Genomic DNA, 14,904 nt, shown 5'->3' on the forward strand with positions numbered 1-14,904 from the left:
CTCCTGGAACACATTGCATGAATGGCACGACCTCCACGGCCAGCACGGCCGCCGTAGCCGCTTACACGCCGCCCACCGTCTGGTCCTGGAACAAGGAAAGCGGCGGCCGCTTCGCGAACATCAATCGCCCGATCGCGGGTGCCACCCAGGAGAAAGACCTGCCGGTAGGGAAGCACCCGCTGCAACTCTATTCGCTCGCCACGCCCAACGGCGTGAAAGTGACGGTCATGCTCGAGGAATTGCTCGCGCTGGGCCACACCGGCGCCGAGTACGACGCCTGGCTGATCCGCATCAACGAGGGCGACCAGTTCGGCAGCGGCTTCGTGGCGGTCAACCCGAACTCCAAGATCCCCGCGCTCCTGGACCGCGGCGAGGCCACGCCGGTGCGCGTGTTCGAGTCGGGCGCGATCCTGCAGTACCTGGCCGAGAAGTTCGGCGGCGCCTTCCTGCCGGCCGAGCGCGCGGCGCGCGCCGAATGCCTGTCGTGGCTGTTCTGGCAGATGGGCAGTGCCCCGTATCTGGGCGGCGGCTTCGGGCATTTCTATGCCTACGCGCCCACGAAGATCGAATACGCCATCGACCGCTTTGCCATGGAAGTGAAGCGCCAGCTCGACGTGCTCGACCGCCGGCTGGCGCAGAGCCGCTACCTGGCGGGCAACGAATACACCATCGCCGACATGGCCGTGTGGCCCTGGTACGGCACGCTCGCCAAGGGCCAGCTGTACGAGGCGGGCGAGTTCCTGCAGGTGGGCGAGTACAAGAACGTGCTGCGCTGGACCGACGAGATCGCGCAGCGCCCCGCCGTGCAGCGCGGCCGCATGGTCAACCGCGCGTGGGGCCAGCCCGACAGCCAGCTGCACGAGCGGCACGACGCCGGCGACTTCGACACGCGCACGCAGGACAAGCTCGGCACGCCGAGCTGAGCCATCCACAAGGAGCCCACCCATGAGCGACAACATCCTGGTCTTCTACGGCTCCTACCGCTCCGACCGCATGGGCGTGCGCCTGGCGGACTACATCGTCAGCGCGTCGCGCGCGCGCGGCGACAACGCGCAGCTGGTGGACGCGAAGGAGGTCGACCTGCCCATGCTCGACCGCATGTACAAGGAATACCCCAAGGGCACCGCGCCCGCGGCCATGGAAGCGCTGGCCGAGAAGATCCGCAGCGCCGACGCCTTCGTCTTCGTCACCGGCGAATACAACTGGGGCCCGCAGCCGGGCCTGAAGAACCTCACCGACCACTTCCTCGAAGAGTGGTTCTGGCGGCCCGCGGCGGTGGCGAGCTATTCGACGGGGCGCTTCTCGGGCGTGCGATCGGGCACGGTGTGGCATTCGATCCTGTCGGAGATGGGCATGGTCGTGGTGTCGAGCACGCTGGCGGTCGGCCCGATCTCGCAGACGCTGGACGCGGCCGGCAAGCCCACGGGTGCGGCCGGCGAATCGCTGGAGCGCTCGTTCGGGCGCTTCGCGGACGACCTGGCCTGGTGGACCGAGGCGGCGCGGGCGCAGCGCGCGCGCAAGGCGCCGCCTTATTGACCGAAAGTACCAGCGTCGGCGCGTTGTTCACCGCCCAATTTTTGGGCAATGTGATTAATACCTTTATAAAACAACGACTTGCGTTGCTTTTACAAGGCTCCTCATGAGTTATCCCCAAAGTTGTGCACTGAAAATGGGGACGACATGGGGTTTTCCACGATTCAAGTCCAAGTGGCTGAGCCGACCGCGCTTTTTGGCGGCCGTATATCGTGAAAAAGTACTCCTCGTACGCGCTTTCGGGCTTGACGGCACCGTTTAGGCTGCCAAGGTTGTTCACCGCTCAAAAATTGAGCAAACTAAGGAATACCCTTATGGAACAACAACTTATATGTGTTTTACAAGGCTCCTTATGAGTTACCCCCAAAGTTGTCCACGGAAAATGGGGATGGACAGGGAGTTGTTCACCAAACGGCCGCAAGTGCCTGTTTTCGGGTGATACCGCCTACTTGGGCTGTTCGGCCTGCTCTTGGGCCTGCTGCCCGGCGTAGTGCCGGCACAAGGTGTCGACCAGCGCCTGCGCATAGACCGGCAGCGCCGCCCGGTTGCGCACCAGCAGGTAGCGCTCGCGCACGCACCACGCGTCGCCGAGCTCGATCAGCGCGAGCTGCATGCTCTCCTGGTTGCGCCGCGCCGCCGACTCCGGCACCACCCCGATGCCCACGCCGCTACCGATCATCCGGCACATGGCGTCGAAGCTGCCGAGCTGGATGCGCAGCTTCTGCCGCTTGCCCAGGTTGTCGGTGATCTGCGCCAGGAAGGCCTGCAGCGTGCTGCCTTGCTGCATGCCGATGGCGTCTTCGTCGAGCGTCTCGGCGAACGAGATCTTGCGGCGCTTCGCGAAGCGGTGCCCGCGCGCCGTGACCAGCACCAGCCGGTCGGTGCTGAAGTGGATCGACTCCAGCCCCAGCGTGTCGACCCGGCCCGCGACGATGCCGATGTCGGCGCGCCCGTCGAGCACGCCGCGCGGAATCTGAGCATTCGGTTTTTCCTGAAGGTCGACGTTGATGCGCGGGTTGTGCGCCAGGAAGCCCGGCAGGATTTCGGGCAGGAAGTCGGTCACGGCCGTGGTGTTGGCGAACACGCGCAAGTGCCCGCGCAGGCCGCCGCCGTACTCGAGCAGGTCGGCGCGCAGCTGCTCGGTCTGGTGCAGCACCAGCCGCGCATGGTGCAGGAAGGCTTCGCCCGGCGGCAACAGCCGCACGCCGCGCGCTTCGCGCTGCAGCAGCTGCAGGCCGGCCTGCGTTTCCAGCGCCTTGATGCGCGCGCTGGCCGCCGCCAGCGACAGGTGCTGGCGCTCGGCGGCGCGCGTGAGGTTGCCGAGTTCGGCCGCGGCCACGAACAGGCGCAGGTCGGTCAGGTCGAAAAGCATCGCGTGATGGTAGGGGCCGGGCGGGCCCGAGCCTTCGGAATTGCAGAAGGCTGGGTTTTGAAATCGCAGATTGCGCGCGGGAGGAGGGCGCCCGACCATGCGGGCCATGGAGACAACACACATGAGATTGCGCGCATTCGCGCTGCTGGCCTTCGCCGCCGCAGCCACCCTGGCCGCACCCGCCGCGGCCAACGCCGACACCTACCCCTCGCGCCCCGTCACGCTCGTGGTGCCGCAGGCCGCCGGCGGCACCAACGACATCGTCGGGCGCCTCGTGGGCCAGAAGCTCGGCGAGGTGATGAACAACGCCAGCGTGGTGGTCGACAACCGCCCCGGCGCGGGCGGCAACATCGGCACGCAGCTGGTGGCCAAGGGCCCGAAGGACGGCTACACGCTGCTCATGACCATCAGCAGCAGCCAGGCCATCAACCCCGCGCTGTACAAGAATCCGGGCTTCGACCCGGTGAAGGACTTCAGGCCCGTGGGCCTCGTCGGCGCGGTGCCCAACGTGCTGCTGGTGAACCCGTCGTTCCCCGCGAAGAACCTGGCCGAGTTCCTGAAGCTCGCGCGGCAGAAGGGCGCCAACTACCAGTACGCCTCGGCCGGCAACGGCACGCTGAACCACCTGCTCGGCGAAATGCTCAACAGCATGGCCGGCATCTCGCTGCAGCACGTGCCCTACAAGGGCGTGGCGCCCGCGCTCAACGACGTGCTGGGCGGGCAGCTGCCGATCGTCTTCGCGAGCCTGCCGTCGGCGCTCGCGCACATCAAGGCCGGCAAGCTGCGCGCGCTGGCCGTGAGCGGCGACAAGCGCTCCCCGGTGCTGCCCGACGTGCCCGCCATTGCCGAGGCCGTGCCGGGCTACAACGGCACGCTGTGGATCGGCCTGTTCGCCCCCGCGGGCGTGCCCGCCGACGTGCTCGCCACCCTGCAGGACGCCACGCGCAAGGCGCTGGCCTCGAAGGACCTGCGCGACAAGCTCGACCAGCAGGGCGTGGAAATCGCCGCGCCCACGTCGCCCGAGCAGTTCAGCGCGCTGCTGCAGGGCGACCTCGCCAAGTGGGCGCGGATCGTCAAGGCCTCCGGCGCCGCGGTCGACTGAATCACACCCCCCATGAACGACAACACATCCGCTCCCCTCATCGACAACGACGCGCTGGCCGCGCTGCAGGCCTGGCAAGGCCGCAGCGAAACGCTGGCCGACGACATCACCGCCGCGCCCGTGCGCGCGCTGTCCGCCACGCTCGACCGCGACGATCCGCTGCCGCAGGCCGGCACGCCGCTGCCCGCGCTGTGGCACTGGCTGTACTTTCTGCCGCACCACCGCCAGTCGGAAATCGGCGAGGACGGCCATGCCAAGCGCGGCGGCTTCCTGCCGCCCGTGCCGCTGCCGCGCCGCATGTGGGCCGGCGGGCGGCTCGCGTGGGAGCCGGGCAATCCGCTGCGGGTGGGCGACAAGGTGGAGCGCACCTCGACCATCGCGTCGGTGACGCACAAGGCCGGGCGCACCGGCGAGCTGGTGTTCGTGCTGGTGCGCCACGAGGTGCGCAACGAACGCGGCCTGGCGCTGACCGAGGAGCACGACATCGTCTACCGCGCCGCCGCCGCACCCGGCGAGCAGGCGCCACCCCCCACGCGCGCCGCCAGCGACGCCGCCTTCAGCCGCGACATCGCGCCCGACGACGTGCTGCTGTTCCGCTACTCGGCGCTCACCTTCAACGGCCACCGCATCCACTACGACCGCCGCTACGTGACGCAGGTCGAGGGCTACCCGGGCCTGATCGTGCACGGCCCGCTCATCGCGACGCTGCTGGTCGACCTGTTGCGCCGGCAGGTGCCGGGCGCGCAGCTCGCGCGCTTCGAGTTCCGCGCCGTGCGCCCGACCTTCGACACCGCGGCGTTCCGCGTGCACGGCAAGCCCGCTGAAAGCAGCAGCGAGGGCAACACAGACGGCAACACAGACGGCAAGACCTTCACGCTCTGGGGCGAAGACGCCGACGGCTGGCTCACGATGCAGGCCACGGCCGTGCTCGCCTGATTCCGGAGAACACGCACATGACAAGACCCCTGGACGGCATCACCGTCATCTCGCTCGAACACGCCATCGCCGCGCCGTTCTGCACCCGCCAACTGGCCGACCTGGGCGCGCGCGTCGTCAAGGTGGAGCGCCCCGAGGTGGGCGACTTCGCACGTGCCTACGACGCCCGCGTGGGCGGCGAGGCCTCGCACTTCGTGTGGGTCAACCGCTCCAAGGAAAGCCTCACGCTCGACCTGAAGCAGCCCGCCGCGCTGGCCGTGCTGCAGGAGCTGCTGGCCGATGCCGACGTGCTGGTGCAGAACCTCGCGCCCGGTGCCGCCGCGCGCATGGGCCTGGGCGCCGAGGCGCTGCAGGCGAAGCACCCGCGCCTCATCGTCTGCGACATCTCGGGCTATGGCGACGACGGCCCGTACCGCGACAAGAAGGCCTACGACCTGCTGATCCAGAGCGAGGCAGGTTTCCTGTCGGTCACGGGCACGCCGGACGATCCGTGCAAGTCGGGCAACTCCATCGCCGACATCGCGGCGGGCATGTACGCGTACACCGGCATCCTGGCGGCGCTGCTCCAGCGCGGCAAGACCGGCAAGGGCTCGCACATCGACGTGTCCATGCTCGAGTCGCTCGCCGAGTGGATGGGCTACCCCATGTACTACGCCTACGACGGCGCGCCGCCGCCGCCGCGCAGCGCCGCCTCGCACGCCACCATCTACCCCTACGGCCCGTTCCCCGCGGGCGATGGCGGCACCGTGATGCTGGGCCTGCAGAACGAGCGCGAGTGGCGCGCGTTCTGCGAGAAGGTGCTGCTGCAGGCGGGGCTCGCGAGCGACGCGCGCTTCGACAGCAACGCGCGGCGCAACGAGCACCGCGAGGCGCTGCGCGCGATCATCGTGCAGACCTTCGGCGCGCTGAGCACGGCGCAGGTGCTGGAGCGGCTCGACACGGCGCATATCGCCAACGCGCGCATGAACGACATGGCCGGCCTGTGGGCGCATCCGCAGCTGCAGGCGCGCGAGCGCTGGCGGCAGGTGGGCTCGCCGGTGGGGAACATTCCGGCCCTGCTGCCGGCCGGGCGGCAAAGCGCCTTCGACTACCGCATGGACCCGATTCCGGCGGTGGGCGAGCACACCGACGCCATCCTGCGCGCGCTGGGGCGCAGCGCCGCGCAGATCGAGGCGCTGCGCGAGGCGAAGGCGGTATGAGCGACGAGCCAGTGGCACGTCTTGCACCTCCAGCACCTCCCGCACCCCTCGCATCGCTGGCGCTCGCACGTGCCTTCCTCTTCGTGCCGGCCGACCGGCCCGAGCGCCACGCCCGCGCGCTGGCCACCGGCGCGGGCGGCGTGATCGTCGACCTCGAAGACGCCGTCGCGCCCGACCGGAAGCAGGCTGCGCGCGAGCAGCTGGCAGCCTCGTTCGCCACGCTGGCGCCGCCGCAGCGTGCGCGCCTGCTGGTGCGCGTGAATGCGGCCGACACGCCGTGGCACGACGGCGACTGCGCGCAGGCCGCCGCGCTCGTGGCGCAGGGGCTGATCGCCGGCGTCGTGCTGCCCAAGGCCGAGCGCGCGGCCGACCTGGCGCGCCTCGCGCGGGCGATCGGCCCGCAGGGCGTGCTCGTGCCGCTGATCGAGTCGGCCGCCGGCCTCGCGGCCGCCGATGAACTCGCCACCGTCGCGCAGGTGCTGCGGCTGGCCTTCGGCAACCTCGACTTCCAGGCCGACCTGGGCTTGGCCTGCGGGCCCGACGAGGCCGAGCTCATGCCCGTGCGCCTCGCGCTCCTGCTGGCCTCGCGCCGCGCGGAACTGCCCGCGCCCATCGACGGCGTCACAGCCGACTGGCGCGACGCCGCGCGGCTCGCGGCCGACACGGCGCGCGCGCGGCGCGGCGGCTTCGGCGCCAAGCTGTGCATCCACCCCGACCAGGTCGCGCCGGTGCAGGCCGCGCTCGGCCCGACCGCCGAAGAGCTGGCCTGGGCCCGCCGCGTGGTCGAGGCCATCCGCGCGTCGGGCGGTGGCGTCGCGAGCCTCGACGGCCGCATGGTCGACGCGCCCGTGGTGCGGCTGGCCGAACGGCTGCTCGCGCTCGAACACCCCTAGCCCGCAGACATCCATCAACCCCGAAGAAGGAGACAAAGAAGTGAACAAAGAAACGAACGAAGCAGCGAAAAAAGCCGCGAACAACGCAGCGAACAAGGAAGTGCAGACGGCGGCAACCCGGCGTTTCAAGACCGCCTTGCTCGCGGCCTCGGCGAGCGCCTGCCTGCTGGGCTTTCAAACGCCCGCGGCCGCGCAGGCCGCATGGCCCGACAAGCCCATCGTCATGGTCGTGCCGTACTCGGCCGGTGGCCCCACCGACGTGGTGGCGCGCATGCTCGCGATTCCCATGGGCAAGTCGCTGGGCCAGACGGTGATCGTCGAGAACACGGTGGGCGCGGGCGGCACCATCGCGCCCACGCGCGTGGCCAAGGCGGCGCCCAACGGCTACACCATCCTGATCCACCACATGGGCATGGCCACCGCGCCCGCGCTCTACAAGAAGCTCAACTACGACCCGCTCAAAGACTTCGAGTACGTCGGCCAGGTGCTGGACGTGCCGATGACGCTGCTCTCGCGCAAGGACTTTCCGGCCAGCAACTACCAGGAGCTGCTGGCCTACGTGAAGGCCAACAAGGACAAGGTGACGCTGGCCAACGCGGGCGTGGGCGCGGTGTCGCAGCTGTGCGGCCTGCTGTTCATGAACCAGATCGGCGTGCAGCTCACGACCGTGCCCTACAAGGGCGCGGGCCCGGCGCTCAACGACCTCATGGGCGGGCAGGTCGACCTGCTGTGCGACCAGACCACGCAGACCGCGCCGGTCATCAAGGACGGCAACCGCGTGAAGGTGTTCGGCGTGACCACGCCCAGGCGGCTGTCGAGCATGCCGAACATTCCCACGCTCGACGAGCAGGGCCTGAAGGGCTTCGACGTGAAGGTGTGGCACGGCATCTACGCGCCCAAGGGCACGCCGCCGGCGGTCATCGAGAAGCTCAACGTGGCCCTGCGCGCCGGCCTTCAGGACGAGATGGTCAAGCACCGCCTGGCCGAACTCAGCTCCGAGATCGTGCCGCTCGACAAGCAGACGCCTGAAAGCCTGCGCACGCACCTGGCGGCGGAGGTCGACAAGTGGGGCAAGGTGATTCGCGCGGCGGGCGTGCAGGCCGACTGACGGCCCGAGCCGGCCCCGAGCCGGCCGCGAACCGGCGGCGCTGAACCGGCGCTGAACCAGCCCCGAACCGGCGCCGAACCGGCGCCGAACCCCGCTCATCGCATGGCCCCGATGCAGGAGCGGGCGTCGTTCGATCGGCTCAGCGGGAGCGCGTGATCTTTCGCAGTGCCTCGATGTCCAGCACCGTGACCGCGTTGTAGTCCAGTGCGATGGCGCCGGTTTCGGCCAGCGACTTGAGTTCCTTGTTCACCGTTTGCCGCGTGACCTGCAGCACCCCCGCGAGGTCTGCCTGCGTCACCTTGAGCCGCTGCCTGGCGTGCCCTGCGGCAGTGCTGCCGTACAGCCGCGACAGCCGCTCGATGGTGGCTGCAAGGCGCTGCGGGAACGGTCCGATCACCTGGCCGAGCAGCGTGTCGAGCATGTCCCGGTGTTGCCGCAGCAGCATGAGCGCCATGTCTTTCCACAGCGCCGGTTCGCGCGCGAGAACCTCGAGCAGCCGCCGCGTGGGCATGTGAATGGCCACCACCGATTTGCTGTGCGCGCTGAAGTCGTGCACCGACTGGTCCTTGCCGTCGAGCGATCGGGCGAGGCCGACCACCGAGCCCGGCCCGATGAAGGCGAACACCGCGCGAGTGCCGCCCGGCGGCGTGCGGCCCATCACCATGCGGCCGGAAACGATGGCCAGGGTTTCAGGCTCGTCGGTTTCGGTGGAGAAGGGCGAACCGCGTTCGTGGTGCCCCAGGCGTGAATGGGCCAGCAACTGGCCCATGGGCGCGGCGGGCCACGTCGCGAAACCTTGCGTGATGCGCAAGGCGCGCTCCATCAATGCCTTGTCTTCGATGGAATTTGCAGGGGCGATGACGGTCCTCGTTGTGTTCGTTCGCAATGCGGCAAGCGGCGACCGAGATCGACCGAAGCGCGTGCACTGGTGCGTGCGTGCGTGTCGTTGCATCGCGAATCAGTCTATGGGTGCGGCGTCGAAATCAATGTGACGGGCAGTGGGCATACATCACGCTTCAAAAAGCCGCCGGGCTCGAAAAGTCACCTTTAAGACATTCGACGAAATATTGACCGGCCGCTGTCAAAAGCACGGCGATACATTCCGCTCGCTTCATCACTGAATGCCGTTGCCGCTCGATGCATCGAGGCCGGGTTTCACCGCGGTCGATGCGCCTTTCTCTCGAGAAAGTCCGGGCATTTTTTTCCACGAAATCAAGCACACGCCGCAAGGCGCGCGTGAGCCTGCGCGCCTGTCGTCACCGCCTTTCACTACCGAATGCCATGAACAAGTCCTATTGCTCGATCTGGAACGAATCTCTCGGGGCGTGGGTTGCCACGTCCGAACTCACATCCGCGCGCGGCAAGCGCAGCAGGTCGGGGCAGGGAATGGCGAAGCTGGAAGCGGCTGCAGCGGCCATCGGCATGACGGTGGGCGTCGTGGCGGCGCTGGCGATGTCGGAGCCGGCGTGGGCACAGACGCAGGGCGCGGTCATCGGAACGAAGGACGGTGCGATAGGTGCCGGCTCCGTCGGGATCGGTTCGAGAGACGGGCAGTACGCGCTCCCGAGCATGAGCGGTGCGGACCACTCGGTAGCGATCGGCAACGGCACGGTGGCCGGGGGCCTCAGTGACACGGCGATCGGTACCTTGGCCAAGGCGACTGGAGAAGCTGCAACCGCGCTCGGGGTCGGCGCCCAAGCGAACGGCCAAGGCGCTTTCGCCGGAGGAAACCTGGCCTTGGCCAGCAACGCCAATGCAACGGCGATCGGCAGCACCAGCAATGCGGCTGGCGCGGACTCCGCAGCCCTGGGTTCTGGCGCGATTGCCGCTTCCAGCGGTTCGGTTGCGATCGGCCAGGGCTCCAACGCCACCGGTACAGGTTCGATTGCAATGGGCGTTGGAGCCCGAACGACGGCCAGTGGCGGCACCGCGGGGACGTCGAAGATCAACAACGGGGTTGCGATTGGTTCGAACACCAACGCGTCTGGTACCAGTGCGGTGGCCATTGGCGACGGTGCCCGCACTTCGAACAGTTTCAGCATTGCCATCGGCTACAAGTCGGTGGCGCTTGGTGACGATCTGCCATCGGGCTCAACACCTTCGTTTGCTTTCGGCAATCAGGCAGAGGCCCATCTTGGGGGGATGGCATTGGGGAATGGCTCCGTAGGCAGGGGAACGAGGGCCGCCGCAATCGGCGCCAACGCTGAGGCCACGGGAACCAACGCGTTGGCCGTCGGCACGGTAGCCAATGCCGCATCCGCAGGGGACATCGCCATCGGCGAACTTGCCATGACCGCCCCATCGAATGCCACAGGCGGGACCGCGAATCTTGCTCTCGGGCAGCGAGCGAACGCTGGCTTCGCTGCGTTGCGCACGGGCGGCAACGTCGCCATCGGAATCCAGGCCAACGCCGCTGGTGGCAATGCCTTGGCTGTCGGCTTCGATACGCTTGCGTCGGGCGTGGGTTCGACAGCGCTTGGCACCAATGGCTATGGCGGAGCGAAGGCTTTCGGCGCCAATGCGATCGCCATCGGTGGGCAGTCCGGCGTCGTCGCGGCTGCGGCTTCCGGCATTGCCATCGGCCGCGGCGCGCAGGTCAGCGGCGCCTTCGGCATCGCCCAGGGCGACGGCATCGTCAGCGGCGCAATGGGGAAGAACGTCGCCATCGGTTCATCGGGCACGACTGCGAACTCGCGCACTGACGAAGGTGGCGCCGTGGCCATCGGTCTCGGCCAGAATGCCCAGGGCGATGGTGCCGTGGCCATCGGTGACCCGGGCACCATCATCGGAGATGGGGCTGTAGGGGTCGGTAACGGCAACAATGCCTTTGGCAATGGTGCCATTGCCGCTGGTTATCGGAACGCTGCCAACTCGGACAGCTCACCGGCGAACGGCACGCTGGCGCTGGGCGCCAACAACAACGCGAGCGGGCAGGGCGCTGTCGCGTTGGGCAACAACTCCAATGCAACCGCTGAGGGCACGCTCGCTTTCGGGGATGGCGCAAACGCAACCGCTTCGAATGCCATCGGACTCGGGACGGGGGCCAAGGCTTCGGGGACTTCAGGCGTTGCCATTGGCGCCAACGCCAACGTCACTGCTGGCAACGCAGTCGCGCTCGGCAAAGGCGCCAAGGCAACGGGTGTGTCCGGCTTGGCGATGGGCAACAACGCCAACGCCGTCTCCTCAAATGACATGGCGTTCGGTGAGAGTGCCTTGGCTACCGGTGGCGGCGCCAAAGCCCCCGCACTGGCCTTCGGCGCTAGCGCCAATGCCGTCGGCAGCGGTTCCCTGGCGCTCGGGGCCATCTCGAATGCCGCGGGGAAAAACTCTGCCGCGTTCGGCTATAGCGCGTCCACAGGCGTCAACGCGGAAAACAGTCTGGCGGTCGGGGCCCGTGCGAACGCTACAGGAAATCGCAGCCTGGCCATCGGCTCGGGTGCGGATGCCAGCGGCGATTTCTCCTCGGCCATCGGCCGCACGGCGAATGCCTCTGGCGCCGGCGCCACGGCGATTGGCACTAACTCCGTCAGTGGGGCCGCGGGGCTTTCGGCCAATTCGATCGCTATCGGGGGACAGTCCGGTGTTGCCGCAGCTGCAACCTCCGGCATTGCCGTCGGCCGCGGCGCACAAGTCAGCGGCGCCTTCGGCATCGCCCAGGGCGATGGCGCAACGGCGGCATCGAATGCTGTGGGTGTGGGTGCGAACGCCAACGCCGCAGGGGTCTCGGCGATCGCTGTCGGCCAAAGCGCCAATGCGCTCGGCCTCGATGCCATTGCCATCGGCAACGCCAGCAACGCGACCGGGCAATCGGCCGTTGCCATGGGCGTGGGCGCCAAGGCAGCCTATGCCAGCAGCGTTGCGATCGGCTCGGGCAGCGTGACGGGCGACGCGGCGCCCACGGGCGCGGGATTCATCACCGGCACGGCGGCACCTGCGTCCGAGGTCTCGGTCGGCTCGTCTTCGGCAGGGCGTCGCATCACGAACGTGGCCGACGGTGCCGCGCCGCAGGACGCCGTGACCGTCGTCCAGTTGAGCACGGGCCTGAGCACGACCAACAGCAGCATCGGCAGCCTGTCGACTTCGACGTCAAGCGGGTTGAGCACTGCAACGAGCAGCATCAGCAGCCTGTCGACCTCGACCTCGTCGGGTTTGAGTACCGCAACCAGTGGCATCAACAGCCTGTCCACCGGCCTGAGCACGGTGACGAACGGCGTGAACAGCCTCTCGACGGGCCTGAGCACGACCAACAGCGCCGTTGCCAGCTTGTCGACCTCGACTTCCACCGGCATCAACAGTCTTTCGACAGGTCTTGGTAGCGCCACCAGCGGTATCAGCAGCCTGTCCACCGGCCTGAGCACGACCGACAGCAGCGTCAAGAGTCTCTCGACGTCGACTTCGAGCGGCTTGAGCACCGCGACGAGTGGGATCAGCAGTCTCTCGACCGGTCTGAGCACGGTGACCAGCGGCGTCAGCAGCATCTCGACGGGCCTGAGCACGACCGATAGCGCCGTTGCCAGCCTGTCGACTTCGACGTCCACTGGCGTCGCGAGCCTCTCGACAGGCCTCAGCACGGCCGCCAGTGGCATCAACAGCCTGTCGACTGGTCTCAGCACTGCGACGAGCAGCGTCGGCAGCCTGTCCACCGGTTTGAGCACCGTGAGCAGTGGCGTCAACAGCATCTCGACCGGCTTGAGCACAACCAACAGCGCCGTTGCCAGCCTGTCGACTTCGACGTCCACCGGTGTCACCAGCCTCTCGACTGGCCTTGGTACTACCAACAGCACCGTCGCCAGCCTGTCGACCTCGACGTCAACCAGCACCACGAGTCTCTCAACAGGACTGAGCACTGCCAACAGCGGCATCAGCAGTTTGTCCACGGGGCTGAGCACTGTGACCAGCGGCGTCGACAGCCTGTCCACCGGCCTGAGCACGACCGACAGCAGCGTCAGGAGTCTCTCGACGTCGACATCGACCGGCTTGAGCACCGCGACGAGCGGCATCGGCAGTCTGTCCACTGGCTTGAGCACAGTGACCAGCGGCGTCAACAGCATCTCGACCGGCTTGAGCACCACCAACAGCGCCGTTGCCAGCTTGTCTACCTCGACATCCACCGGCATCACCAGCCTCTCGACGGGCCTGAGCACCGCGACCAGCGGCATCAGCAGCCTGTCCACCGGCCTGAGCACAACCGACAGCAGCGTCAAGAGTCTCTCGACGTCGACTTCCAACGGCTTGAGCACCGCGACGAGCGGCATCAACAGCCTCTCGACCGGCCTCAGCACCGTAGCGAGCAGCGTCGGAAGCCTGTCTACGGGCCTGACCACGACCAACAGCAACCTGGGGACGTTGAGTTCGTCGGTCAGCTCGATCTACAACACCGGCACGAAGTATTTCCACGCCAACAGCACCGGCGTGGACAGCCAGGCCGTGGGCGCCGACAGCGTGGCCATCGGGCAGAACGCGATCGCCAACGGCGACAACAGCGTGGCGATCGGCAAGGACGCGCAGACCACCAAGCCCGACAGCGTTGCGCTGGGCGCGGGCTCCAACGCCAGCGTGGGCGCGCTGGCGAGCTACGACGCCTTCGCGCTGACCAGCAAGCAGAAATCGTCGGGCGAAGTGAATGTGGGCAACCGCCAGGTCACGGGCGTGGCCGCGGGCAGCGAGGACCAGGACGCGGTCAATGTGCTGCAGGTCAAGACCGTGACTGCATCGCTGTCGAGCAGCCTGGGCACGGTGACCAGTGGCATCTCGAGCCTGTCCACAGGCCTGAGTTCCACGAACAGCAGCGTCGGCAGTCTGTCGAGTTCGACCTCGACGGGTCTGAGCACGACCAACAGCAGCGTGGCGAGTCTTTCGACTTCGACGTCCAGCGGCTTGAGCACGGCAGCCAGTGGCATCAACAGTCTGTCGACGGGTTTGAGCAGCACCTCCACCGGCATCTCCAGCCTGTCCACGGGCCTGAGCACCACGGACAGCAGCCTGGCCAGCCTGTCGACTTCGACATCGTCAGGTCTGAGTACCGCGACCAGCGGCATCTCGAGTCTTTCAACTGGCCTCAGCTCGGCGAACAGCAGCGTCGGCAGCCTGTCGACGTCCACCTCGTCGGGTCTGAGCACGGCGACCAGCGGCATCTCGAGCCTCTCGACCGGCTTGAGTTCGACGAACAGCGGCGTGAGCAGCTTGTCGACCTCGGCGTCGTCTGGCTTGAGCACCGCGACCAGCGGCATCTCGAGCTTGTCAACGAGCTTGAGCGCGACGACCGGTGGCATCGCCAGCCTGTCCACGAACCTGAGCACCACGGACAGCAGCCTGAGCAGCCTGTCGACTTCGACGTCATCGGGCCTGAGTACCGCTGCAAGCGTCATCAGCAGCCTGTCGACTTCCACTTCGAGTGGCCTCAGCACAGCGACCAGCGGCATCTCGAGTCTGTCCACCGGACTGAGCACCACAGACAGCAGCTTGAGCAGCCTCTCGACTTCGACCTCCTCAGGTCTGAGTACCGCTTCAAGCGGCATCAGCAGCCTGTCGACCTCCACATCGAGCGGCTTGAGCACAGCTGTCAGCGGGATCTCCAGCCTGTCTACGGGCTTGAGCAGCACGGACAGCAGCTTGAGCAGCCTGTCAACGTCGACCTCATCAGGCCTGAGCACGGCGGCCAGTGGCATCTCGAGCTTGTCGACGGGACTGAGCACGATAGACAGCAGCGTCAGCAGCCTGTCGACGTCCACCTCGTCGGGCCTGAGCACGGCGACCAGCGG

10 protein-coding genes are annotated in these 14,904 nt (G+C 67.7%); 8 read left to right on the plus strand and 2 right to left on the minus strand.

Annotated elements, in window-relative coordinates; all coding sequences use genetic code 11:
* The first annotated feature begins 17 nt into the window (after nucleotides 1-17).
* Nucleotides 18-923, plus strand: a complete 906-nt coding sequence (gene yghU, locus BM013_RS30405; RefSeq protein ID WP_093132068.1) for a glutathione-dependent disulfide-bond oxidoreductase — start codon at nucleotides 18-20, stop codon at nucleotides 921-923.
* 22 nt (nucleotides 924-945) lie between these two features.
* Nucleotides 946-1,536 carry an NADPH-dependent FMN reductase gene (locus tag BM013_RS30410; RefSeq protein WP_093132070.1) on the plus strand — a complete coding sequence of 197 codons (591 nt, stop codon included), beginning with the start codon at nucleotides 946-948 and terminating at the stop codon, nucleotides 1,534-1,536.
* Between the two features lie 442 nt (nucleotides 1,537-1,978).
* On the opposite strand, the gene BM013_RS30415 is transcribed toward BM013_RS30410, so the two are convergent.
* Nucleotides 1,979-2,905 carry a LysR family transcriptional regulator gene (locus BM013_RS30415; RefSeq protein WP_093132071.1) on the minus strand — a complete coding sequence of 309 codons (927 nt, stop codon included), beginning with the start codon at nucleotides 2,903-2,905 and terminating at the stop codon, nucleotides 1,979-1,981.
* A 121-nt stretch (nucleotides 2,906-3,026) separates the two neighbouring features.
* Between BM013_RS30415 and BM013_RS30420 the strand changes: the two genes are divergently transcribed.
* The 5 genes from BM013_RS30420 to BM013_RS30440 all read left to right on the plus strand — a co-directional run bounded on the left by BM013_RS30420 (nucleotide 3,027) and on the right by BM013_RS30440 (nucleotide 8,143).
* Entirely contained in the window at nucleotides 3,027-4,007 is a 981-nt protein-coding gene (locus BM013_RS30420) for a tripartite tricarboxylate transporter substrate binding protein (protein WP_093132073.1), read from the plus strand.
* Between the two features lie 12 nt (nucleotides 4,008-4,019).
* Entirely contained in the window at nucleotides 4,020-4,943 is a 924-nt protein-coding gene (locus tag BM013_RS30425) for an HTD2 family dehydratase (protein ID WP_093132075.1), read from the plus strand.
* A gap of 17 nt (nucleotides 4,944-4,960) precedes the next feature.
* Nucleotides 4,961-6,142, plus strand: coding sequence for a CaiB/BaiF CoA transferase family protein (locus BM013_RS30430; RefSeq protein WP_093132076.1), 1,182 nt, complete (start codon nucleotides 4,961-4,963; stop codon nucleotides 6,140-6,142).
* Nucleotides 6,139-7,035 (plus strand): HpcH/HpaI aldolase/citrate lyase family protein, encoded by an 897-nt coding sequence (locus tag BM013_RS30435; RefSeq protein WP_093132078.1) that lies wholly within the window; start codon nucleotides 6,139-6,141, stop codon nucleotides 7,033-7,035. Before BM013_RS30430 ends, BM013_RS30435 begins: the two co-directional genes overlap by 4 nt.
* 100 nt (nucleotides 7,036-7,135) lie before the next feature.
* A complete protein-coding gene (locus BM013_RS30440) occupies nucleotides 7,136-8,143 on the plus strand; it encodes a tripartite tricarboxylate transporter substrate-binding protein (protein ID WP_093132267.1) in 1,008 nt (335 codons plus the stop codon).
* Nucleotides 8,144-8,282: 139 nt separating this feature from the next.
* Here BM013_RS30440 and BM013_RS30445 read toward each other — a convergent pair whose 3' ends face one another.
* Nucleotides 8,283-8,954, minus strand: coding sequence for a Crp/Fnr family transcriptional regulator (locus tag BM013_RS30445; protein ID WP_177206556.1), 672 nt, complete (start codon nucleotides 8,952-8,954; stop codon nucleotides 8,283-8,285).
* Nucleotides 8,955-9,424: 470 nt separating this feature from the next.
* Here BM013_RS30445 and BM013_RS30460 point away from each other — a divergent pair.
* A partial coding sequence (locus tag BM013_RS30460) for an ESPR-type extended signal peptide-containing protein (protein ID WP_256221779.1) occupies nucleotides 9,425-14,904 on the plus strand: 5,480 nt, incomplete at its 3' end.

It is taken from the genome of Variovorax sp. OK605, assembly GCF_900115445.1.
Taxonomy (GTDB): domain Bacteria; phylum Pseudomonadota; class Gammaproteobacteria; order Burkholderiales; family Burkholderiaceae_C; genus Variovorax.

Excerpts from the sequence above, each read along its gene's own strand:
- yghU (WP_093132068.1), top strand. The coding sequence starts at position 18 with ATGAATGGCACGACCTCCACGGCCAGCACGGCCGCCGTAGCCGCTTAC.
- BM013_RS30410 (WP_093132070.1), top strand. The coding sequence starts at position 946 with ATGAGCGACAACATCCTGGTCTTCTACGGCTCCTACCGCTCCGACCGC.
- BM013_RS30415 (WP_093132071.1), bottom strand. The coding sequence starts at position 2,905 with ATGCTTTTCGACCTGACCGACCTGCGCCTGTTCGTGGCCGCGGCCGAA.
- BM013_RS30420 (WP_093132073.1), top strand. The coding sequence starts at position 3,027 with ATGAGATTGCGCGCATTCGCGCTGCTGGCCTTCGCCGCCGCAGCCACC.
- BM013_RS30425 (WP_093132075.1), top strand. The coding sequence starts at position 4,020 with ATGAACGACAACACATCCGCTCCCCTCATCGACAACGACGCGCTGGCC.
- BM013_RS30430 (WP_093132076.1), top strand. The coding sequence starts at position 4,961 with ATGACAAGACCCCTGGACGGCATCACCGTCATCTCGCTCGAACACGCC.
- BM013_RS30435 (WP_093132078.1), top strand. The coding sequence starts at position 6,139 with ATGAGCGACGAGCCAGTGGCACGTCTTGCACCTCCAGCACCTCCCGCA.